The organism is Sessilibacter sp. MAH1, from assembly GCF_054658315.1.
Window position 1 is genome coordinate 97,313 of record NZ_BAAGIC010000015.1, and the last position, 22,772, is coordinate 120,084.

Annotated in this window: 23 protein-coding genes and 1 other RNA gene; 19 read left to right on the plus strand and 5 right to left on the minus strand. The window is 42.6% G+C overall.

The genetic code is table 11. From position 1 onward, the window contains the following. Positions 1-92: 92 nt before the first annotated feature. The 3 genes from ACYQ28_RS14775 to ACYQ28_RS14785 all read left to right on the plus strand — a co-directional run bounded on the left by ACYQ28_RS14775 (position 93) and on the right by ACYQ28_RS14785 (position 3,345). The gene (locus tag ACYQ28_RS14775; protein WP_460051257.1) at positions 93-527 is read left to right on the plus strand and encodes a ClpXP protease specificity-enhancing factor; all 435 of its coding nucleotides are present in this window, start codon (positions 93-95) and stop codon (positions 525-527) included. 414 nt (positions 528-941) lie between these two features. Beyond that, entirely contained in the window at positions 942-1,565 is a 624-nt protein-coding gene (locus ACYQ28_RS14780) for a Yip1 family protein (RefSeq protein WP_460051255.1), read from the plus strand. A gap of 604 nt (positions 1,566-2,169) precedes the next feature. Beyond that, on the plus strand, positions 2,170-3,345 hold the full coding sequence (locus ACYQ28_RS14785; protein WP_460051253.1) for a thiolase family protein: 1,176 nt from the start codon (positions 2,170-2,172) through the stop codon (positions 3,343-3,345). A gap of 102 nt (positions 3,346-3,447) precedes the next feature. On the opposite strand, the gene ACYQ28_RS14790 is transcribed toward ACYQ28_RS14785, so the two are convergent. From ACYQ28_RS14790 to ACYQ28_RS14805, 4 genes are all read right to left on the minus strand, one after another. Next, positions 3,448-4,035, minus strand: a complete 588-nt coding sequence (locus ACYQ28_RS14790; RefSeq protein WP_460051251.1) for a BON domain-containing protein — start codon at positions 4,033-4,035, stop codon at positions 3,448-3,450. Beyond that, positions 4,032-4,649, minus strand: a complete 618-nt coding sequence (locus ACYQ28_RS14795) for an SIS domain-containing protein (RefSeq protein WP_460051249.1) — start codon at positions 4,647-4,649, stop codon at positions 4,032-4,034. Before ACYQ28_RS14795 ends, ACYQ28_RS14790 begins: the two co-directional genes overlap by 4 nt. A gap of 94 nt (positions 4,650-4,743) precedes the next feature. Then, positions 4,744-5,175, minus strand: coding sequence for a YraN family protein (locus ACYQ28_RS14800; protein ID WP_460051247.1), 432 nt, complete (start codon positions 5,173-5,175; stop codon positions 4,744-4,746). A gap of 19 nt (positions 5,176-5,194) precedes the next feature. Further along, a complete protein-coding gene (locus ACYQ28_RS14805; RefSeq protein ID WP_460051245.1) occupies positions 5,195-7,156 on the minus strand; it encodes a penicillin-binding protein activator in 1,962 nt (653 codons plus the stop codon). A gap of 30 nt (positions 7,157-7,186) precedes the next feature. Here ACYQ28_RS14805 and rsmI point away from each other — a divergent pair, with 30 nt between their 5' ends. Both rsmI and rnpB read left to right on the plus strand, forming a co-directional pair. Continuing rightward, positions 7,187-8,035 carry a 16S rRNA (cytidine(1402)-2'-O)-methyltransferase gene (rsmI, locus tag ACYQ28_RS14810; protein WP_460051243.1) on the plus strand — a complete coding sequence of 283 codons (849 nt, stop codon included), beginning with the start codon at positions 7,187-7,189 and terminating at the stop codon, positions 8,033-8,035. Positions 8,036-8,104: 69 nt separating this feature from the next. Further along, positions 8,105-8,452, plus strand: an RNA gene (gene rnpB / locus ACYQ28_RS14815) — RNase P RNA component class A. Between the two features lie 238 nt (positions 8,453-8,690). Here the strand turns inward: rnpB and ACYQ28_RS14820 are convergent. Next, a complete protein-coding gene (locus ACYQ28_RS14820; protein WP_460051241.1) occupies positions 8,691-8,978 on the minus strand; it encodes a DUF6471 domain-containing protein in 288 nt (95 codons plus the stop codon). A gap of 117 nt (positions 8,979-9,095) precedes the next feature. Here ACYQ28_RS14820 and ACYQ28_RS14825 point away from each other — a divergent pair, with 117 nt between their 5' ends. The 14 genes from ACYQ28_RS14825 to mraY all read left to right on the plus strand — a co-directional run bounded on the left by ACYQ28_RS14825 (position 9,096) and on the right by mraY (position 22,758). Then, a complete protein-coding gene (locus tag ACYQ28_RS14825; protein ID WP_460051239.1) occupies positions 9,096-9,485 on the plus strand; it encodes a DUF2170 family protein in 390 nt (129 codons plus the stop codon). Between the two features lie 48 nt (positions 9,486-9,533). Then, a complete protein-coding gene (locus tag ACYQ28_RS14830) occupies positions 9,534-10,217 on the plus strand; it encodes a PspA/IM30 family protein (RefSeq protein WP_460051237.1) in 684 nt (227 codons plus the stop codon). Positions 10,218-10,220: 3 nt separating this feature from the next. After that, the gene (locus tag ACYQ28_RS14835) at positions 10,221-11,270 is read left to right on the plus strand and encodes a potassium channel family protein (RefSeq protein ID WP_460051235.1); all 1,050 of its coding nucleotides are present in this window, start codon (positions 10,221-10,223) and stop codon (positions 11,268-11,270) included. Beyond that, a complete protein-coding gene (locus ACYQ28_RS14840) occupies positions 11,260-11,910 on the plus strand; it encodes a YjfK family protein (protein WP_460051233.1) in 651 nt (216 codons plus the stop codon). The genes ACYQ28_RS14835 and ACYQ28_RS14840 overlap by 11 nt, the downstream gene beginning before the upstream one ends. A gap of 321 nt (positions 11,911-12,231) precedes the next feature. Next, entirely contained in the window at positions 12,232-12,648 is a 417-nt protein-coding gene (locus ACYQ28_RS14845; protein WP_460051231.1) for a DUF350 domain-containing protein, read from the plus strand. A 14-nt stretch (positions 12,649-12,662) separates the two neighbouring features. After that, on the plus strand, positions 12,663-13,331 hold the full coding sequence (locus tag ACYQ28_RS14850) for a DUF1190 domain-containing protein (protein WP_460051229.1): 669 nt from the start codon (positions 12,663-12,665) through the stop codon (positions 13,329-13,331). 2 nt (positions 13,332-13,333) lie between these two features. Further along, complete coding sequence (locus ACYQ28_RS14855; protein ID WP_460051227.1) at positions 13,334-14,518, plus strand: glutathionylspermidine synthase family protein; 1,185 nt, start codon at positions 13,334-13,336, stop codon at positions 14,516-14,518. A gap of 699 nt (positions 14,519-15,217) precedes the next feature. Next, positions 15,218-15,658, plus strand: coding sequence for a division/cell wall cluster transcriptional repressor MraZ (gene mraZ, locus ACYQ28_RS14860; protein ID WP_460051225.1), 441 nt, complete (start codon positions 15,218-15,220; stop codon positions 15,656-15,658). Positions 15,659-15,669: 11 nt separating this feature from the next. Next, positions 15,670-16,596, plus strand: coding sequence for a 16S rRNA (cytosine(1402)-N(4))-methyltransferase RsmH (rsmH, locus tag ACYQ28_RS14865; RefSeq protein ID WP_460051223.1), 927 nt, complete (start codon positions 15,670-15,672; stop codon positions 16,594-16,596). A 104-nt stretch (positions 16,597-16,700) separates the two neighbouring features. Continuing rightward, positions 16,701-17,018 carry a cell division protein FtsL gene (ftsL, locus tag ACYQ28_RS14870; RefSeq protein ID WP_460051221.1) on the plus strand — a complete coding sequence of 106 codons (318 nt, stop codon included), beginning with the start codon at positions 16,701-16,703 and terminating at the stop codon, positions 17,016-17,018. A 43-nt stretch (positions 17,019-17,061) separates the two neighbouring features. After that, positions 17,062-18,828 carry a peptidoglycan D,D-transpeptidase FtsI family protein gene (locus tag ACYQ28_RS14875; protein WP_460051219.1) on the plus strand — a complete coding sequence of 589 codons (1,767 nt, stop codon included), beginning with the start codon at positions 17,062-17,064 and terminating at the stop codon, positions 18,826-18,828. After that, positions 18,825-20,324, plus strand: coding sequence for a UDP-N-acetylmuramoyl-L-alanyl-D-glutamate--2,6-diaminopimelate ligase (locus ACYQ28_RS14880; RefSeq protein ID WP_460051217.1), 1,500 nt, complete (start codon positions 18,825-18,827; stop codon positions 20,322-20,324). The genes ACYQ28_RS14875 and ACYQ28_RS14880 overlap by 4 nt, the downstream gene beginning before the upstream one ends. Beyond that, complete coding sequence (locus ACYQ28_RS14885; protein WP_460051215.1) at positions 20,321-21,676, plus strand: UDP-N-acetylmuramoyl-tripeptide--D-alanyl-D-alanine ligase; 1,356 nt, start codon at positions 20,321-20,323, stop codon at positions 21,674-21,676. The genes ACYQ28_RS14880 and ACYQ28_RS14885 overlap by 4 nt, the downstream gene beginning before the upstream one ends. Then, positions 21,676-22,758, plus strand: coding sequence for a phospho-N-acetylmuramoyl-pentapeptide-transferase (mraY, locus tag ACYQ28_RS14890; protein ID WP_460051213.1), 1,083 nt, complete (start codon positions 21,676-21,678; stop codon positions 22,756-22,758). Before ACYQ28_RS14885 ends, mraY begins: the two co-directional genes overlap by 1 nt. Positions 22,759-22,772: the final 14 nt, after the last annotated feature.

A 22,772-nucleotide genomic window follows, 5' to 3' on the forward strand; every position in this document is an offset into this window, starting at 1 on the left:
TCTTTTATTGGCTTGAGAGTGCTTATTGCTAAAGTTCGCAAAATAGCGGTTTAAGAGCTAGCACGTCAAAAGCATTCGCACCGGGTATAGATATGTCGATGACCTCCAACAAACCATATCTGATCAAGGCCATTTATGATTGGATAGTTGATAACAAATGTACTCCGTATATCGTTGTCGATGCTTACGCACCTGAAGTTAGTGTTCCTCAGCAATATGTAAATAAAGATGGCCAAATTACCTTAAACATTTCTCCTAACGCAGTGTTGTCCCTAAATTTAGGTATTGAAGCCATTGTTTTTAATGCAAAATTTGGTGGTGTGCCCATGGATATCCATGTGCCGAGTTTTTCGGTATTAGGTATTTATGCGCGAGAAAATGGTCGTGGGATGATGTTTGAGCCAGAATCTCCCCCAGAGCCACCTAAACCGTCCAAACCGAAAATTCAGGTTGCACCGGCACCTAAAAACGAGAGTTCCAAATCAGGGCAAGAATCATCACGCCCGACTCTGCGTGTCATAAAATAAAGCTATTCATGTTATTTGGGCCAGCTCACGTGTTATTAGTGAGTTGGCTACTCCTGTCGTTAAAATCATTATATTTTCCAGAAAAAACGTAATTCTTGACTAAAGTGTTAACTTGGTCTCGTTATGTGTTATTCGTTCGAATCTAAATCAGTTTAGGCAAAGATGTTGCGAACATTTGTTCGAGCGTAGCGAATTTTGTTCGGTTTTTCGAGATTACGAAGATCAGCACTTATTTCTATTCTGTCGAATAAGCTCTTCATATTTTTATTTTTTTGTCTGAATAGTCAAAAATTAGACTTGGTCTGACTTAAAACGAAAATTTTAATGAGAAGAACTTATTGGAGGGAGAGTCATTCCTCGCTAATACTGAGTTAGTTGTAAACCATAAAATGCTTTCGACAATTGGAGGGGCTTATGGCCATCTTGGAGCATACACTTGGAATAATGATTCACCCTGACAAAGAATGGCAGGAAATTAGAAAAGAAAAACATTCCTTCTTGCAGGTCTTTATCAGTCACGTTCCTTTTTTAGCGTTAATTCCTGCCGTATCTGCGTATATCGGCGTTACACAAGTCGGTTGGTCGTTCGGTGCAGGCGGCGTCACTAAGCTCACACCTATGAGTGCTGCGAGCCTGTGTTTAATCACGTATTTTGCACTCATTATTGGTGTTTACATGCTGGGTGAGTTCATCAATTGGATGTCTAAAACCTATGGTGTCCGTGATGGTGACGAACAGCGTCATTACGAAGGTACAGCATTGGCTGTTTATGTTAGCACTCCAGTATTTTTAGCGAGTGTTGTGCATTTATATCCTGATATTTACCTAAATGCTGCGGTTGTAGGAATCGCTGGAGCTTATGCGATTTATCTAATTTACGAAGGTATTCCGATTTTAATGAATATCTCTAAAGAACGCGCATTTATGTACGCAACTTCAGTGGTCACAATAGCACTGGTTCTAGCTGTGATGGTGCGCGTGGGGTCGGTGATTTTGTGGACTGTTGCCGTGCATCCTGTTTATATAGATGGAATATAATTTGGGTATCACCTCCTAAAGCACAGTTTATTTAACCTCCATTTAAGCTCTACACTCCGCGTAAAAGGATTTGCGCGGTGATCTCTTCAAGATGAAAGCCTCATTTTCAATAGTCACTAAATCCGCTCTTTTCATTGAATTGGCTGGTTTTCAAATCTGAAATTTTATTTTCCAGCTTAACCCTCGCCAATTCTTAAGGTTTGATGAAACGAAATAAATTCTCTGCTGACAAAATAACTGATTCGATTTCGTTTCATTATTGTTATTAATGTCTAATATTAATTAAAAATAGATTGTTTATTTCTAATGTGGCTTAGAAACTGATTCATTTGGTTGAATGTTTTATTTAAGCTTTTAACAATTAACCGACTTGAAAAACCGGCATTTAGGCGCTGATTTTTCAAGTGATTAGAGTGTAAAACGATCTATTCAGAAGCATTCTAAATTTCTCGTTTAATAAATGATCTGTATATTGTTTAAATCAAATCTACAGTTTTGCTTTGGTATTTAATACTCAAGGCATTTCGGAATTTTTTCAGATAACCCAAAATGACACGTTTTAACTAGACAATAACAACAACAAGTTAGTTTTTCGGAGGATGATATGAGTACATCAGTGGTAATTGTTGGTTTTGCACGTACCCCAATGGGCGGCTTGCAAGGTGATTTGAGTGAAGTATCAGCAACTGAGTTAGGTTCCACTGCGATTAAAGGTGCTCTAGCCGATGCTGGTATTGAAGGCAGTGATGTTGATCAGGTTTATATGGGTTGTGTTTTACCTGCTGGGCTAGGACAAGCTCCAGCGCGTCAAGCATCATTGGGTGCTGGAATTCCCAACTCAGTGCCAGTTTCTACCATTAACAAGCTCTGCGGCTCAGGTATGAAAACCGTACAAATGGCTTGCGATATCATCCAAGTAGGACGAGCAAAAGTCGTTGTTGCTGGTGGTATGGAGAGTATGACTCGTGCCCCGCATATGTTGACCAAAGCGCGACAAGGTTATCGATTAGGTCACGGCGAGCTTCTCGACCATATGTACACCGATGGTTTACAAGATGCTTACAGTGGTGCGTTGATGGGTGCTTACGCAGAAAACTGCGCTGGTAAGTACGAGTTTTCTCGTGAAGAGCAAGATGCTTACGCGATTGAATCTTTGGCAAGAGCAAACAAAGCAATTACCGAAGGTAAGTTCAAGCGTGAAATCGCAGCTGTTACCATTCAAACTCGCAAGGGCGAAGTTGTCGTTGATACAGATGAACAACCTAGCAAGGCCCGTCCAGAAAAAATTCCAACGTTAAAACCTGTGTTTAAGAAAGACGGCACAGTTACAGCCGCTAATGCTAGCTCAATTTCTGATGGCGCAGCCGCCTTGGTTTTAATGAGCGAAGAAGAAGCCAATCGTCGTGGTTTGAAAATTCTTGCCCGTGTCAAAGCTCAAGCTGAACATGCTCACGAGCCAGAGTGGTTTACAACTGCACCTGTTGGCGCTATTCGTAAAGTACTTGATGAAACCCAGTGGGCTGCTAGCGATGTCGATCTATACGAAGTTAACGAAGCTTTTGCAGTGGTTACCATGGCGGCAATGCGTGAGTTCGATTTAGATCATGCTAAGGTCAACGTTCATGGCGGTGCTTGTGCTCTAGGTCATCCGCTTGGTGCATCTGGTGCGCGCGTTATGGTTACTTTGCTTGGCGCTATGGAAGCCTACGACAAGAAAACCGGTATCGCAGCTCTATGTATTGGTGGCGGCGAAGGTATTGCAATTGCTCTAGAGCGCTAATTCGTTATTCAACCACCATTTTTTTATGGCGGTTTTCGAGCTAACAAAAAAGGCAGTTTAATAACTGCCTTTTTTGTTATTGCTACTTTATGTTAGTTCCAATTATTCGACGTACTCGAAAACCCGAACAACCTTTATTACACCGCTGATACCGGCAACGGCAGTGGTAACTTTCTCTGCTTGGGCGTGGCTTAATAATCCCATTAAAAATACCGAACCATTTTCAACTCGATATTTTACTCTTGAGCTGTCGATGTCTTTGTCTTGGATCAGCTTGGCCTTAACTTTTGTTCCTATCCATTGATCGTTTCTATTCATCCAGAAAGTTGCATTGCTACGAATTTCTAGCTCATTATGAACTTGGCGAATACGATTAATACTAGAAACTACTCTGGCAGCTTGGGCGCGAATAGCTTGATCAGGTACTTGTCCGGTCAGCAATGCCACGCCGTTGTATACAGTAATCTGAATGTTGGAAGCTTTAAGTTTGTCACTGGTTTTTCTAAGGTTTACTCGAGCAATGGTTTCTAGTTGCTCATCATCAATATAGGTTCCCAAGGTTCGTTTGGTTGGGTCGGGATCGATGGGCTCTTTTGTGGTTGCATCAACAAGTGCTGTACAGCCAGTGATTAACGACAATAAAACAAAAAACCATGTAAGTCTGAGAAGGTTTTGAAAAGCTAACGTCATGTTTCTAATGGTCCAAACAGTTGGTTATCAATTAGGTCACAGAGACAGAAAGTACACAGTAAGTGCACTTCGTGAATTCTTGCTCGCGAATCAACAGGCACGCGAATTTCCATATCGTTGTCATAAAGTAGCGAAGGAATGTTACCTCCATCTCGACCGGTAAAGGCCACTACAGACATATTACGGTCATGAGCAGCAGCGACAGCTTGAATTAAGTTACTGGGATTACCGCTGGTGGTAAAAAGCACCAGAACATCGCCATCTTGACCCAGTGCAAGTACTTGCTTGGCGAATATATCGTTAAAACTTTTATCGCTGGCAAATGCGGTTATCGCCACCGGGTTAGTTGCGAGTGTGTAGGCAGCAAAACCCGGACGCTCTCGCTCGAAGCGATTCATTAAACAGGCGGAGAGCACTTGACCATTAGCCGCAGAAATTCCGTTACCAGCAATCAGTATTTTTCTTTCGTTTAACAGCGCATCGACAACGAGATGGCTGGCATCGACTAAAGCCGGTGCGAGTATTTCTCCGGACTCCATTTTGGCTTCAAGACTGCGATGAAAGAGCGTAATAACCCTTTCTTCCAAGTCTTGATTGAGTTCTTGATCTACCATAAAACGAAAAAAAATCCTGTAATCTCTAAGGTGTATTGCTGGCGATTAGTTACACATAACTACTTTTTTAAAAAGCAGTCGTGATGTTTAATTTTTATTCCAGTAAAAAGGCGTTTTTAATCCAATTTACTTCAATTTTTGCCGCTGTTTTTTGCAGCGCGATAACATCAAATCGACAGTCGTAATTTTTGTATTTTGGATGTTCAATTAAAAAATATTGGGCGGCTCTTATAATTTTCTTTTGTTTGCTGAGTGATACCATCTCTTGAGCATATCCGTAGTCACTGCGGCTGCGAAATTTCACCTCAACAAAGAGCAAACAATTAGATTTTTCTAAAATTAAATCGATTTCTCCGCCGCGACACGCGTAATTTCGCGCCAGGTATTTTAATCCATTTTGGATTAAATAGGCTTCTGCAAATTGTTCGGCGCTTTTACCATCGGTTACATTAATTGCATCAGGATCGACTGCATTCGCCTTTTTCTTGGTGTTTTGATTTTTTCGTGTAAAAAAATCAAAATTCATCAAACTCTCCAAAGATTGACTAACGCGAACCTAAGACAAGACCATTGGCGACGCTGGGTAGCACTTTTGCTTGGCCGTTGATAATCGTCGCCCAAGTTTGTACCCGTTTCATTTTTCCCATGTTGTCCAATTGCAAGCTGCCGGTTGCTCCGTAGAGCTTGGTGCTGTCAATGGTTTCGAGCTGTTTTAATCTCGGATACAACCTAAACGCATCAACACCCAAAGCATGCAAGCTCTGTAGCGACTCGGGTGTTTTTAGATTCCGTTCTAACTGGTCTTTTAATTCAGGATCGTAACCGAAGTACCAGGGTAAAGAGATAAAGCGTATTCCGTTTAGGTCACCATTTGCCCCTGCGCTGTCAAAACCGTTGTAAAGATGACTTGTAGCGTAGACGGGTACATCACCTGCGTAGTGGAATGCCAATGTGGGCTTTAGCTGTTTGGCGTCACGATTGTTGGCAACCATGAAGATCATATCGATATCATCGCGCGAGCGAGGTTCGAATTCGATATTTTTACCAATAACTCGTCTCAAGTCTTTCATTCGTTGCTTGCTGCGATCGACCAATAGAGACGTTTCGATGATGTTTGAGAACTGCTGTTGTTCCGCAAACTGAGTATCGGCAGCGACTTCACCGCCTAACTCTAGCCAATGAGCCTTGAAAGCTTCCGCGGCACGTTGTCCCCAATCGCGATTAGAGGCAAGAATCATGACTCGACGCTTTCCGTCTAGCCAGGCTCGTTCTGCAATCTGATAACCTTCGTCTTCAGCCGATAAGCCGAATTGGAATAGATTTTCGGTAAGTAGTTGTTGGTCATTGAGATAGTTAAGGGCCAATGTTGGAACCGGTAAAACAGGTCGTAAATTCAACTCTTCAAGACTTTCTTTTTGCAGCGGGCCAATGATCGCTCCTGCGCCCTCGGCTACCGCCTGATCATAAACGGTGTTGATATTCGCGCCTTCGGTGTCATAAATCTTAATTTGAATAGCCGAATCAGATTTGTTCAATGAATCAAAATAAGTCGCCAAAAAACCATCTCGAATTGCACTGGCGGCACTGGCGTAACGTCCGGATAACGGCAAAAGTAAAGCAACTTGTTTGGGTTGATTTACCACCAATTGCTGTAAGAGTTGTAGGTCTTGAGGAAGACTTCGGTTGGCTGGGTGATCTCGCCATTGCAGCCTCCAACCATTAACCTGCTGTAATTGTTGATCAAGAGATAAGTCGTTATTTTTCGAGATAGCCGCTAAGGCATACCAGCCTTTTAACAAACTTGAGGATTCACTTGTACTTAGCTCAACCAAAGATGATTCCGGTAATGCGGTCAGCACTGCCCACAGTTTCTCGCTGTTTTCCTGTTCTTGTTCCGGCGTTGTTAATAGCGGAGTAATTGCCAAGTGTTCATGAATGGCTTTTATAGATTCATCCAGCAATGCGTAAAGTAGCGCTCGGTGTTGGCGCAGCTTTAATTCCAGATCTGGCTCAAGTGTTGTTATTAAAAGATTGAGTCTGTTGCTGTTGAACAGGCGATTTGCAATAAAGTATTCGCCCTTGTTGAGGGCCAGTTCGCCATAACTGATTGAGTAATCAACAAAATTATTCTCATCTAAAAACTCAGGACGAATCTCATCATAAAGACGGAAAGACGCATCAATGTTGAGTTGATTGTAAAGAGCCTTAGCAGCAGCAAGTTTAAAGGCTTGAGCTTGATCTTGGGCACCTTGTTGCTCGGCAAACTGAGCTTTATCGAGCAGCGATTGAATGGATTCGCTGGTGTTTTGTGACGGGTTCAAGCTTTGATTTTGTGGTTTTTCGTTACCGCCACAACCAACAAGTACTCCGCATAAGCTCACCGCTAACAGAGATATTTTGAGTGTCTGAGTCGGGACCCGTATACTTGCTCGCAAATTATTGAACGAACCTGCAATAAATTCTTCTGTTTTAGCTTCGTTGTTGAATGATGATGGCTTTGAACGCATGAATTATCTTGCCCTGATTTCAGGAAATTTATGACTTCTAATACAAATTGGGGGCAATTGTACATTGTCGCCACCCCAATCGGTAACCTCGCAGATATGGCTCCGAGAGCTCTAGACGTTTTGAGTCGAGTCGATTTAATTGCCGCAGAAGATACACGTCACAGTATTAAGTTGCTAGAACACTTCCAAATCAGTACAACGATGACTGCCTATCACGACTTCAGTGACAACAATTCTACCGAAAAGCTCATTGATAAGCTCAAATCTGGGTTAAATATTGCGCTTATTTCTGATGCTGGAACGCCATTGATATCTGACCCTGGATATCGATTGGTGCAACGTGCTCGCCAAGAAGGTCTATCTGTAACGCCAATTCCAGGAGCTTGTGCATTAATTGCTGCACTTTCGGCATCTGGTCTCGCAACAGATCGTTTTCACTTTGAAGGCTTTCTACCTGCTAAAACTGTGGCGCGCTCAAAAATATTGTCTGATCTGAGCAAAGTGACTGCGACCTTGGTTTTTTACGAAGCTCCACACAGAATTCTTTCAAGCTTACAAGACATGGCAACGGTGTTTGGTGGTGAGCGGCAAGTCGTTGTAGCCAGAGAGCTGTCTAAGACCTTTGAGACATTTCTTTCCGGCTCGTTGGATGAAGTTATTGCCACTGTGAGCTGTGATTCAAATCAGCAACGAGGCGAAATTGTTGTGATGGTTGCTGGAGCCGTATTTGACGCTACCGAAATTGATCCTGATGCGCAAAAACTGCTCCTATTACTCATTCAATCATTACCACTTAAACAAGCAGCGTCGATTGTGAGTGAATACAGTGGTATCAAAAAAAATAAGCTCTATGACTGGGGCCTGTCTCAAAAAGATTAGTCCAATCTTATAATAAGCTTGGTATGCATTCGGCTTGCTTCGCGATCTATAAAAAAGTAACCTACGCGCGAAGTCGGCTGGACAGTCGCTCCAGTTTACTGGGGAGGAAAGTCCGGGCTCCAAAGGGTAGAGCGCCAGGTAACGCCTGGGGGGTGAAAACCTACGGCCAGTGCAACAGAGAGTAGACCGCCTAAGTTATCTTTGATAACCGGTAAGGGTGAAAGGGTGCGGTAAGAGCGCACCGCGCAACTGGTAACAGTTTGTGGCACGGTAAACCCCGCTCGGAGCAAGACCAAATAGGCCTTCTATGGTGCGACCCGTACTGAAGGCGGGTAGGTTGCTAGAGGTGTTCGGTGACGAGCATCCCAGATGAATGACTGTCCACGACAGAACCCGGCTTACAGGCCGACTTCAATTTTATTTCTCGCCAAATTTCTTTTCTCTATTGAGCACTTTTCGCACATTGATATCTTTGAGCGTTAAGAACCGCTTAAGTATTTTCTAATAATAAGCTTTTATCTTCGAATAGAACTTATTTCTACAAATCTAAATCGAAGTTGTCTCTTGGATTTAAATAAATATTAATAACAAAACTCGCACAATAGTTAGCATTTATTTGAACTACTATTTGTTAATTTAATGCGATATTCGCTGATTAAAGATGTTCTTTTTGAATGGCGTTTAGCAGCTCGGCGAGTAAACTTTGAGAGACCTGCTCAACATTCATGACAAAAAGCAGTTGTAATAATAGGTCGGCGCCCAAAATTCCTCGATTAATCTTATTTCGAAGATTGGCCGCTGTTTGCACGGTACCGTGTTTAGCGAGCAGTTCGCTTAGGTCATCGTATTTGAGCTTTTTCTTGCTCATTTCGGCTTTTATGAGTCGGCTAACCAACTCGCGCCATTGAACATTGGGTTTTGCATCGTTGCTAATAGTATTCATGTGTAAACCATTTTTTACAAAAAAACATTTTACAGACATTTTAAATGTTATATGATGTGCACGCTAGCTAGTAAAACCGTGCCAAAATAAATTAATTAACTTAGGAGAGAGCTTGGTATGGGTTGTAATCTCACACAAGTAGAGGAAATGTTAAAGGAGAACGATCATTGGGCAGTGCACACAGAGAACGGAGTTCTGTGCATTACCAATGCTGATGGCATTGATGCCTTCCTCGCCGTAAGTGGTGAGCAAATAGTGGTTGAATCTATTTTATTTGCTAAAAGTCAGGTCAAAGATGTGGCTGGACTGAATGATGAAATCCTAAAAACGCATCAAGTTTTCCCTCTGACAACGATAGCAATTTCGACCATAGATGGGCAGGAATATTACGTCGCCTTCGGAGCGCTTTCTTCTCAATCCGATAAAGAAAGCATCAAAATCGAAGTGGAAACACTTTTCGATAATATTGAAGGTTTTTTAGACGCTTACGAAAATTATTTGCAATAAATTTTGATTCCACGACATTAGCTGTCGTGAGAAAAATGAGGTGTTCATATGAGTGTTTGGAGAAAATTAGTGACCGCAGTGAAAGGCGGTGTGAACGAAGTTGCTGAGACTGTTGCTGATAGTCAAGCATTGCGTATTCTAGATCAAGAAATTCGTGAGGCAAAAGAAGAGCTGCGCCGATCAGATACTGCACTGACTCAAATTATGGCCAAACGTAAATTGGCTGAGCAAAAGGTCGCAAGCCTAAAACAATCTGTGTCTGAGTATGAATCTCATGCCATTACAGCCAACGAAAAAGGTGACCAGCAATTAGCGTTAGATTGCGCACAACGTGTGGTTGATTTAAGTGGCCAGCTTGAGAACGAGCAACAATTTGTTGATCAATTCAATCAGTCTGAAAAAGCACTTAGAGCTAATATTGAAAAAGCGAAGAATAATCTTCGTAAAATGGAACAACAAGTGGATATGGTAAAAGCCACTGAGTCTGTTCAAAAAGCACAAACGGCTGTGTCTTCACGCCATATGGGCGCAAACAGCAAGATGAAAACCGCAGCAGAATCGCTGAGTCGAATTCAAGATCGTCAAAAAGAGCGTCAAGCTCAGCTTGAAGCTGCCGGCGAGCTTGCGGAAGCAGAATCGGGCGATGCACTCGAAAAACGTTTACGCGAAGCCGGCATTAATGGTGGCAACAAGTCTGCTAGCGATGAACTCGCGAGGATTTTGGCAAAATAACAAATGCACGTGTTTAACTATTTACGAAAATTGTTAATCCGGCATTTTCTAGAGCTGCGCTGGCAAACTTTTGTGTTGGTCATCGCGGCTTATTTTTTTATAAGCTGGGTACTATTACGACTAAGCGGTGAGGCAGCTATCACCGATCTTAGTGTTTTTTTTTACTGGATGATGGTTACTGCATCGACCGTAGGTTACGGTGATTTTTCACCAACAACTGTTGCCGGGCGTTATGCAGTATCGCTGTTTGTTATTCCCGTTGGACTTAGTCTCTTTGGTTTGGCGGTTGGACGTATTGCGGCGTTTATTTCTTTTCAGTGGCATCGTGGCGTAAAAGGATTAAAAACTTTGCATTATCAAGATCATATTGTCGTAATTGGCTGGAATGGAGCTCGCACGTTGCAGTTGCTGCGATTGTTGCTGCGTGAAATGGAACACCAAGACAAACCTAAGAATATTGTTCTTTGTGTACGAGTCGATATTGAAAATCCACTACCAAACGATATTGGATTTGTTCGAGCTGAAAGCTTTACTAGTGATTCGGATATGGAGAGAGCCTCCATCGATAAGGCGGCTACCATAATTATCGATAATCCAGACGATGATATTACTCTTACCACGGCACTGTATTGCCACAGCAAAAATCCCACAGCGCATTCCATCGCGTATTTTTCAGAAGAGTCTTTAGGGTTGTTGCTCAATAAGCACTGTCCTAATGTGGAGTGTCTCCCCTCTGTTGCCGTCGAAATGATGGCCAAAGCTGCGGTTGATCCCGGTTCTAGCTTTTTGCATCATGAATTATTGAATGTCGATAAAGGCATGACTCAATATTCGTTACGTTTTAATTTTGAACGAGAATTAAGTGTTGAAGACTTATTTTTGTATTTAAAACGATCTTTTGATGCAACGCTCATTGCTATTGCCGATCCGTCTAACTGGCAAATTTCTTTAAACCCAAAACTCAATGAACAAGTCAAACCTGGGTATGTGATTTATTACATTGCGGATGAGCGTATTCAATTTATTGATTGGAGCGGTATAAATGTTCAGTAAACTGTTTGGAAAATCTAAAGAAAACCCCGCCCAACGCTTGGTTCCTGAAATTATGGGTTTACGATTGGGCGGCGCATTTAACTTAGATGAACTAAGAATGCGTTTAATAGAGCCAAAGTTAACCGTAGAAGGTGTTGCCAGAACTCAGTTTATTCAGGCAGTTGGCCGCGTCGTGATGGATGACGATTCTGTTATTTTGCGTTTTTACACCGACGATGATGGATTTTTACAGGTTGTCCTTTCCGGTGGCGAGTCCGAAGAAAATATTACCAACGTTCAACTTTGGTATTTTTACGATACTCAGGGTATCGGGAGTCAACGCGATTGGGATCAGTTATTGAAATCGGGCGTTAGCCAAGAATCTTTCAGTTTAGAAGGTGAGCAATTTTCTCGCTTGTGGACTAGTACCGGGTCAGAATCTCCGCCGGTGGCAATGACAGAAACAACCTACATGGAAAAGGGCAAAACCTCTGAAACTGATCAGTTTGTTATGCTGTACGAGCGCGTTATTGAAGATGGGTTGGTTGAATATGCAATGATTTCTGCCGAAGAAAAAATCATTGATAACAATTACGATCGCTGCGTAGTAAAAAGCACTGGCTTTGATTTAATGGTTTCGGATATTGATATTATTGGGTAGTGCACCATTTTTTACAGAGTAATTATTTTAAAGTGCATCTTAAAACACAGTGTTTATTGAATAGTCCCGTTTTATATTGGGCGGGGTTTCTAAGGCTGTTTCAAAAAATTACTGGTCGATTCTCTTTTGATTCATTCAGTGGTAAGAAATGAAAATATAATTTCAATACCATCTCAATGACGTATCATTGCCAGAATTGGTGGCGTATTTTTACATCGCCGGGTGCTCTGGGTTAATTACTCTCAATAAATTAGAGTCACCTCAAAATTTAGTTTGATTGATGATTAAAAATTATTTTTAGAATGAATTCGGGATAAGTGTATGGAAGCTTTGCAAAACTCTCTACTCGGTCTGGGTAATTTTGCCCTTTATTTTGCGATCTCTTTGGTATTTCTCTTCTTATTTAAAGCAATTTACGCTTGGTTTACCCCTCACGATGAGTGGAAACTTGTTAAAGAAGAAAAAAACATTGCCGCCGCTGTGGGTTTCTCAGGAGCAATTATTGGGTTTTGTTTAGCGTTAGCCAGTGCCGCAAGTAATTCTGTATCGATCATTGATTACACTATTTGGGCGGTTGTTGCATTAATTGCGCAGTTAATAGCTTTTGTAATTGTACGCTTTGTGTTTATGCCCAAACTCGTTCAACGTATTAATGATAATGAAATCTCAGCGGGTATTATGCTAGGCGGTACATCTATCGCCGTAGGTTTATTAAACGCGGCCTGCATGACCTATTAATTGGAGCGTGAATCATGAAGAGAACTCGTTCAATTAATTTGCAGCGAATGCGCAAGCTCGACCAATCTACTATTGGCTCAATACTTACTACGCACTTAAAACCAATTGTTGTGTCTGTTGCGGCAGCGACCTTAGTTGCCTGTTCAGATGGCGGTGAAAAAGGGGTTGTATACAGCGATGCCTCCGACTGCATCAGTCAAAATCCCGAACAAGCTGAAACCTGCCAGGCCGCGTATAACGAAGCTCTTGGTAAAGCCAGTGAATCCGGCCCCAAATACTCCACGCTTGAGTCCTGCACCTACGAGTTTGGTGAGCGAAACTGTGTTCCTTACCAAGCGCCAAGTGGGCAGAGTTGGTTTGTTCCAGCCATGGCAGGCTTTATTTTAGCGAATGTTATCGACGACATTACCGACCGTAGACGCTATCAAACCGCGCCACTTTATACCTCTTACTCAAGGCACTCTCCATTTTACGGCCAATGGTCTTCTGTTGATGGCTACGTGTATGGCCCGAGTCGGTACGGATCAATCCGGGTAGATGATTCTGCGTTTAAACCAAAACCTAAGGTTACTAAGACAATCGCTCGCGGTGGTTTTGGATCGACTGTTGCCGCCAAGTCGAATTGGAGTAGTAGCTCGTCGAAAAGTGGTTGGGGTTCATCTAAAGGCGGTTGGGGCGGTTAATTGTGCGTCGAATTAAGACGCGGGAGCGAAATGACTGGCAAGGCTTGGCATTAGAGTTTGGATTTAAATTCCACACCATGTATGGCCAAGCCTACTGGGACGAGACGGCGTATTACGAGTTCTCCCTAGAGCAGATTGAGCGCGATATCGAATCTCCCACCGAGGAGATTCACCAGATGTGTTTGCAGGTTGTCGATCGAGTCGTTGACAGCGAAGAGCTTATGGCTTTATTTCAAATTCCACGCGATCAGTGGGATTTGGTTCGAAATTCCTGGAAGCAAAAAGAACCGAGCTTATATTCTCGGCTCGATCTCGCATACAACGGCAGCTCACCGGCCAAACTCTTCGAAAACAACGCCGATACACCGACAAGCTTATACGAATCAGGCTTTTGGCAATGGTTATGGCTAGAGGATAAGATTCGTTCTGCTGAGTTGTCCAATCAAAGCGATCAATTCAATTCTATTCAGGAAAAGCTAATCGATCGTTTCCGATTTTTATCGCAGCACTATCAACAGAATCTGTTTCATTTTTCCTGCTGTAAAGACACCGATGAAGATCGCGGAACCGTTCAATACCTAGAGGACTGTGCTAGAGAAGCTGGTTTAGATAGCGAGTTTGTTTATGTAGAGGATATTGGCTTGGGCTATCTAGAGTCTGAGCAACGGTCGGTTTTTACGGACTCTTCTGATCAAGTCATTGATGTGTTGTTTAAATTGTATCCTTGGGAGTTTATGCTCAGGGAAGATTTTGCCGAGCATCTTGATGAGGCAGGTGTTCGTTGGCTAGAACCAGCCTGGAAGGCGCTCGTATCTAACAAAGCACTACTTCCATTATTGTGGGAGATGTTTCCCCGTCACCCGAATCTACTGCCTTGTTTTTTTTCGGAGCAAGCGGCGATCGATGCGGGACTGAGGCATTTTGTTAAGAAGCCGATTTTTGCCCGCGAAGGCGCTAACGTGAGCATCGTTAATGATGGAAAGGTTACCTTTCAATCAGATGGCCCTTACGGGGACGAAGGCTATATTTTTCAGGCTTACGAACCTCTCCCTCAATTTGACGGCAATTACACACTGATTGGTTCGTGGTTGATAAATGATCAGGCTGCGGGAATTTCGGTTCGCGAAGATACCCAAATCATTACCCAGGATCTATCGCGCTATCTTCCACACTGTATAAAACCTTAGTTTTTATCTAAGTATTTACCCGCCTTATATAATCTCTATCTTGCGCGTTGTTCTCAGAGCCTTTTTTGGCGTATTTTTGATCGGTTTTGATTCCTTTCCTAGAAGATTTTTTAAAAACTAATTTGTTTTTGTTATAAAAAAGGCTCTGATTTTTCTAACTATCGATATAAAAACACCAAAATGAGCGTTTTTAATCGGCGTTCTAATACCAAAATTTGGTTAAATTACGCTCTTTTAATCTCCGCACTGAATGATCGAGAGCGCTTCCTTTGCTGGCTGCGATTCAACTGTAAGTTAGTGCATACAAACTTTTAGATTGATTTTTAATCAAATTAAATTTGTTGCTTTTTTTATCAGCATATTAGTGAAAGTGTGTATTCACTTTTACTCTTGTTTACATTTTTGCGAAATTATCGCAAAAATTCTTTAATAATTTTTTTCTTCTTAATCCCAAATTTTAATGATGGTTCTAACTTGTTGTTTTTAAAGAAAAATAGAACAAGCTAATGGACCCCTAATTTATTTAAAATTTTCCTGTTATGTCGTTTACTCCTCAAATTTGAATTTTTCCAATGCAATCAACGCGCTAAACAATTCTACCCAACTTGACTTTAAGTAGATGCCACTTATAGTGTGCATTAGTGGGAAAAAGTGGTGAATAGTGTATTTTTGTGGAGTTAGCGACTCTCTCGGTGGTAAATGTTCCTCGGCAACCAACTCATCAATATGGACGCGAAAGGCCGGGTGGCTATTCCTACCCGTACGCGTGAGTTATTGAATGACGTTTGTGCCGGTAACATTGTGCTAACAGCGCATACCCAAGATCGATGTTTGCTGATGTACCCAAAACCTCAATGGGATGAAATCTTACCGAAGATCGAAGCTCTGCCAACATTCAATAAGACGGCTCGTAAGGCTAAGTTATTGATGATTGGTTATGCCAGTGAGTTCGAGTTGGATGAAGGTGGTCGGATCTTGATTCCACCGACATTACGAGATTACGCGGGCTTGGAAAAAAAAGTTATGTTGATTGGTCAAGGTAAGAATCTTGAGTTGTGGGGTGAAGAGCAATTCTTTGAGCGATTGGACTCTGAAAGTGACGACGCTATGCCCGAAGAAATGATGTCGTTGAGTTTCTAGGTAAATCTTATATGTCTCAAGAACACTATTCGGTGCTTCTTAAAGAAGCCGTAGAGGCATTGGTTATTACCGATGATGGTTATTACGTCGATGGCACCTACGGTAGAGGTGGCCACTCCGAACAAATTCTATCAAGACTCAATTCGCAAGGTCATTTACTTGCCATTGATAAAGATCCGCAAGCAATAACCGACGCTCGAAAGTTTTCTGAAGATAAACGGTTTGAAATAGCACATGCCTCCTTTGCCGAAATGCAACCGTTGCTTGCAGAGCGTTCAAAAGTTGGTGAAGTGCAGGGTGTTTTACTCGATTTGGGTGTGTCTTCGCCACAACTAGACCAGGCTGAACGAGGTTTTAGCTTTACTCACGATGGCCCTCTGGATATGCGAATGAACACCACCTCAGGAATGAGTGCCAGTGACTGGGTTAACTCTGCTTCTGAGCAAGATATGGTCTGGGTGTTTAAAACCTACGGTGAAGAGCGTTTCGCTAAGCGAATTGCCCGAGCGATTGCCCAGCGCAGATTAGAAACACCATTTACTCGAACCGCAGATCTTGCCGAGGTAGTTGCTGCGGCGAATCCGGCTTGGGAAAAGGGTAAGAATCCAGCAACTCGTGTGTTTCAGGCGATTCGTATTCATGTTAATAACGAATTGGGTGATCTAGAGGCTGCGTTAAATCAAGCCTTGGAAGTATTAGCGGTTGGTGGCCGTTTGGTGGTGATCAGCTTTCATTCTCTAGAAGACCGGATTGTTAAACAGTTTATTCGCAAACAAGAGAAAGGCGAGCAATTACCTAGGGGCTTACCCATTAGAGATGAGCAACTAAACAAGCGCTTGAGATCAATTAGTAAAGCGCAAAAAGCCAGTGAGCAAGAGTTGAATGAAAACATTCGCTCACGCAGCGCGATTATGAGAGTTGCAGAAAAATTAAAGTAAATCTGCTTTCTTTTGTACCTGTCATACAGCAGGTCAGGTGAGTGAAATTTGCTCGACGAATTAATCAGTAACTCGATAAAAGTGTTTCGGTAACGGAATTTGAGATGGATACACCGATTAAACCTAATCCAAAGTTAGACACTGTTAAGCCCGGTGCTTGGATGGTTACGTTGGTGTGTTTACTTTGGTTGGCTGTATTGGCTTCGGCGTTTGGGGTGATTTATTCAACCCACATAACGCGCATGAATACCAATATCTTGGCGCAAGAACAGTCCAAATCGTCGGAGTTGCAGTTGCAGTGGGGGCGATATCTCTTAGAAAAGAGCACCTGGGCTGCATACGCGAGAGTTGAAAAAATTGCATCGGACGAGCTCAAAATGTCGGCACCTAATGCAAAAGAAATTGTGATCGTGGCTCGATAATTATCGATCACTGAAAAAACCTATATTTTATAAACGGATAACTGTGGCTAAGCAAGCAACTCAAAAAATTAGGGCTCAAGCGGTACCAGTCCTAGTGCCAAAGTGGCGTTTTTACGTCACGGCGGTAGTATTGCTTGGTTTAGTTGCGGCATTGGCCAGTCATCTTATTCGCTTACAAATTCTTCCCGGAGAAGAGCGTGGTTTCGAGTTTTTGCAGTCTCAAGGCGCTGCAAGAACCTTGCGTTCAGAACCTGTTCTTGGATACCGAGGTGCCATAACCGATCGCAATGGCGAACCTTTGGCTGTGAGCACGCCGTTGCTCTCTATAGAAGTCAATCCAAAAATTCTTTATCAGCACCCAGAAACTTGGGCGGATTTGGCTACGGCCAGTGATTACAGTTACAGCGAATTGAAATCCAAACTTGAGCGATATAAAGACAAACTTTATATGTCGCTCAGGCCCAGGTTACCGCCTGATGAGGCGCAAAAAATATTAGATATAAAAATTCCTGGTGTGTACTCGCAGCAGGAATTTTTGCGATTTTATCCCTCCGCAGAAATCAGTGCTCACCTCGTTGGCTTCACCGATTTTGACGACCATGGTTTAGAGGGTTTAGAGCTCGCTTACGACAATCACTTATCTGGCGAGTCTGGCTGGCGGCACGTCGAAAAAGACTTAAAACAACAAGTCATTCGCGAAGTTGGTTTGATTAAACCCGCAAGTGCTGGCAAAGAGTTGCAACTAAGTATCGATTTACGCTTGCAGTATTTCGCGTACAAAGAATTAAAAGCCGCGGTCATTGAGAATAATGCACGCTCTGGATCGGCAATTGTTCTAGACAGCAAAACCGGAGAGGTATTAGCCCTCGTTAATCAGCCTTCATTCAATCCGAATGATCGTAGCGAAGTAGAAAGTGACGAGATTCGAAATCGCGCACTTGTTGATCCCTTTGAGCCGGGTTCAACCATGAAGCCTTTTAGCATAATGGCTGCGATGGAAAAGGGTGTTGTTAATATTAATTCTGTAATTGATACCAGTCCTGGTTATTTGCACGTTGGTGGCAAGACCTTTTTGGACCCAGTGAATTACGGAATTATGGATTTAACGAAAATTATTACTAAGTCCAGCCAGGTTGGTACTACAAAAATTGCGCTTAAGACAGGGCCTCAACCTATTCGAGATATGTACTACCGTGTGGGGCTTGGTCAATCCCCCGGCACAGGTTTTCCCGGAGAAACGCTTGGCCAGTTGCCTCAATACGATCGGTGGCCGAAAGTTACCATTGCTAACTATGGATTTGGTTACGGATTTACCGCGAGTGTTTTGCAGTTGGCCCAAGCCTATAACGTGATTGCCAATGATGGAATTAAAAAGCCGGTCTCACTCTTAAAGATTCAAGAAGAGCCTGTGGGAGAGCGGGTAATTTCTGAAAAAATCGCTCGCGATATGAAAGCTATGTTAGCCACGGTAACAAAAAAAGGTGGTACAGGTTCACGCGCAGAGCTCGAAAATTATTTAACTGCCGGTAAGTCAGGAACGGCGCATTTAATTGGCAAAAATGGTTATGACGACGATCGCTATCGAGCACTATTTGCGGGTTTTGCACCACTAGATGATCCTAGAGTTGTAGTTATTACGGTTATTTCCGAGCCAAAATCGGGTAAATATTTTGGTGGTGAAGTAGCTGCGCCTGTGTTTGGAAAAATTACCGAAGCTGCGCTACGAATTTTAGATGTGCCTCCAAGTAAATCTGCGCAACTGCACGCGCGCTCGGAAAATCGTTCTGATAAAGGAGGCTTTTCTTCATGACTAGCCCTCTGAATCTTAGCGAATTGTTGGCTGATATTTCCAATTTGGTTTTGCCAGAAACTACCGCGAAAATTTGCCCTAAAGACTTGGTTTCTGACAGTCGAAAAATTAGTGTCGGAGATGTTTTTGTTGCCCTAGCAGGTCATCAATTTGATGGCAGAAATTATATCGAGCAGGCAATTCACTCCGGAGCTGTGGCGGTATTATCTGAGGCCGATACCAAGGAACGTATCAAAGATGTTGGCGATGTTTCGGTGATCGAAATTCCCAACTTATTGCAAAAAATCTCATTTATTGCTGCGAAATTTTTTGAATTTCCGGCGAAGAGTTTATCAATATTTGGTGTAACCGGCACAAATGGAAAAACTACCTGCTCGCAACTTTACGCAAATGCTAGGAATTTGTTGAAGCAGCCTTGCGGCGTTATTGGAACCTTAGGAGCGGGTATTTTTGGTAACACATTAACATCAACGGGTTTTACAACACCGGATGCTATTAGTGCCCAACGATACATAGCACAAATGAGTAAGAACATAAGCTTCCTTTCTTTGGAGGTTTCTTCTCACAGTTTGGATCAGTATCGAGTAGATAGTTTGAATTTTACTTCAGCACTATTCACTAATTTAAGTCGTGATCATTTGGATTATCACGGCTCAATGGAAAATTATATTGCCGCTAAACAAAAGCTATTTTTAAGACCGGAACTTCAGAACGCAATTTTCAATATTGATGATTCTGTTGGTGATACGCTAGCTGCGCACTACCTTGGTAGTGCCACTAGGTTGACCTATTCTGTAGAGAACCCCAAAGCCGACGTTTATGTAAAAAATGCTCGTTATCACTCTTCAGGTGTTGAGGGCGTTTTAGTAACACCAACAGGGCAATCTGCTTTTTCGTCTGCATTAATTGGCGAGTTTAATTTAAGTAATTTATTGGGTGTTATAGCCACCTTGTTGGCTGAAGATGTTAGCTTCGAACAGGTTCTGAGCGTAATTCCTGAGCTTCGGCCCGTCGCCGGTAGAATGGAAGTGGTTGATAACGACTTACGTTTACCAACGGTAATTGTTGATTATGCGCATACACCCGATGGCTTGGCGAAAGCATTAGCCGCTACGCAAGTGCATTGTAATGGCGAATTAATTTGTATTTTTGGTTGTGGCGGTGATCGCGATCGTGGCAAACGAAAAGAAATGGCTACTATCGCCGAACAATATAGCGATCAAATTATCGTTACCAATGACAACCCAAGAACAGAGTCTCCACAACAAATTGTTGGCGATATTTTTGAAGGTTTTCAGTATCCAGAAAACGTTATCGTCGAATTAGATCGCAAATCGGCAATTAGAAAGGCCATCGAAATAGCGCAAGTTCAAGACACCGTGTTAATTGCCGGAAAAGGACACGAAGATTATCAAATTGTCGGGACAGAACGTTTAAATCATTTAGACAGTGCTGTTGCTCGTGAAATTTTATCGCAGAGGGCAATGGCATTATGAAATTACTGTTGAGTGAAATTGCAGCCGCAACCGGTGGAAAACTTGTTGGAGACGACATTACGGTAACAACAGTTTCTACAGATTCGCGATCTGTTAATGAAGGGGATTTTTTTGTTGCGCTTGTTGGCAAAAATTTTGACGGACACAATTTTCTATCACAGGTAGAAAAGTCCGGTGCGCAAGCATTATTGGTCGATCGAATGGTCGATACGACTTTGCCTTATTGTTTGGTTGAAAATACCACTTTAGCCTTTGGCAATATGGCCAGTTTGGCAAGAGAAAAGTGGGCAAAACCTTTGGTGGCTATCACCGGCAGTTGTGGAAAAACCACAGTAAAAGGGATGCTTAGCAGTATTTTATCAAAAGCAGGTAATACCCTAGCAACAGCAGGAAATTTTAATAACGAAATCGGTGTGCCGATCACATTGCTGCGTTTGGAATCAGATCATGAGTACGCAGTTATTGAAATGGGCGCAAACCATCCTGGTGAAATTGATTACTTATCATCGATAGCAAAGCCGGACGTGGCGTTGGTAAATAATGTTTTGCCATCGCATGTAGAAGGTTTTGGCTCTGTGGATGGAATTGCTAAAGCCAAAGGCGAGATATTTTCTAATTTAAAAGCTGGCGGTCTAGCCATTGTAAATTTTGATGACGACTACGCTGACTTTTGGCTAGCAAATCTAGGTGATCAACCTCGTTATTTGTTTAGCCAAAATAATGCAGCGGCGGATTTTTACGCAAGTAATATCGAATTCAAAAAAAATGGCTGTGCACGATTTAAGTTAAACACGCCTGTTGGTCAAGTTGCTGTTGAGCTCGGTGTATTGGGTGATTCGAATATTACCAATGCAGTCGCTGCTTCAGCATGCGCGTTGGCTGCTGGTGTCAGTTTAGGAAATATTGTTGCTGGTCTCACCGAGTTCACCGCTGTTAATGGTCGATTGATGCTAAAGGCAGGACTCGGTGGTTCAGTTGTTATTGATGACACCTACAACGCTAATCCGGGCAGTGTTAAGTCAGCTATTAAGGTGCTCGCAAGTTACGCGGGAGCTAAAATTTTAGTACTCGGTGATATGGGGGAGCTCGGTGAAAATGCCGTAACTTGGCATCAAGAGGTGGGTGCATACGCAAAGCAGTTAGGCGTTAGTTCGCTTTTGACTTGCGGTATTTTAAGTCGTTTTGCAGCGCAAGAATTTGGTGAAAATGCCCAGCATTTCGAAAGTAAACAGATGTTGATCGATTATTTGATGGGTATTTTGAAAGAAAATTATACAGTTTTAGTTAAGGGTTCACGCAGTACCAAAATGGAAGACGTTGTAAAAATCATTGCTGGTGGGAGTATCAACTGATGCTAGTGTGGCTATTTGAATACTTGCAAAGTTTTGCCAGAGGCTTTTCGGTTTTCCAATACATAACCCTACGTGCGATTTTAGGCGTTTTAACGGCGTTAGCGATTTCGCTGCTGCTAGGTCCGTGGATGATTCGCAAATTAAATTTGTTACAAATAGGTCAAGCAGTTCGAAATGATGGTCCGCAAAGTCATTTAAGTAAATCAGGAACTCCCACCATGGGAGGAACCTTAATTCTTGCGGCTATTTTCATTAGCACATTACTTTGGGCCGATTTAGACAACCGATTTATTTGGGTGATTTTAGTTGTGACTGCCATTTTTGGTGCAGTTGGTTGGGTAGATGATTATCGAAAAGTTGTTGAAAAAAATTCTAGAGGCTTACCTGCGCGTTGGAAATATTTTTGGCAATCGGTCGCAGGTATTGGCGCGGCGGTATTTTTATACGTAACAGCGCAGGTACCAGCAGAAACTCAATTATTCGTTCCTTTTTTTAAGAATGTAGCGCTTGATCTAGGCGTTTTCTACGTTGTACTTACTTATTTTGTCATTGTCGGTTCGAGCAATGCGGTGAACCTTACCGATGGCTTAGACGGCTTGGCGATTATGCCGACGGTGATGGTCGGTTCTGCTTTGGGTATTTTTGCGTACTTAGTTGGCCACGCCGAGTTCGCAAATTATTTGCACATCGCAAGTGTTCCCGGTTCTGGTGAGCTGGTTGTGTTTTGCGCGGCTTTAGTTGGCGCGGGACTCGGTTTTTTATGGTTTAACACCTATCCGGCACAAGTATTTATGGGTGACGTGGGCGCTCTGGCTTTAGGTGCGGCACTTGGCACCGTGGCGGTAATTGTCCGCCACGAAATAGTCTTTTTTATTATGGGCGGTGTTTTTGTAATGGAGACCGTGTCGGTTATTTTGCAAGTTGGTTCTTACAAATTAACCGGTCGTCGTATCTTTAGAATGGCGCCGCTGCATCATCATTTTGAGTTAAAAGGCTGGCCTGAGCCGCGCGTTATTGTCCGATTTTGGATTATTACAGTAATGCTGGTGTTATTTGGTTTGGCGACATTAAAACTACGTTAAGACGGTATACAAAT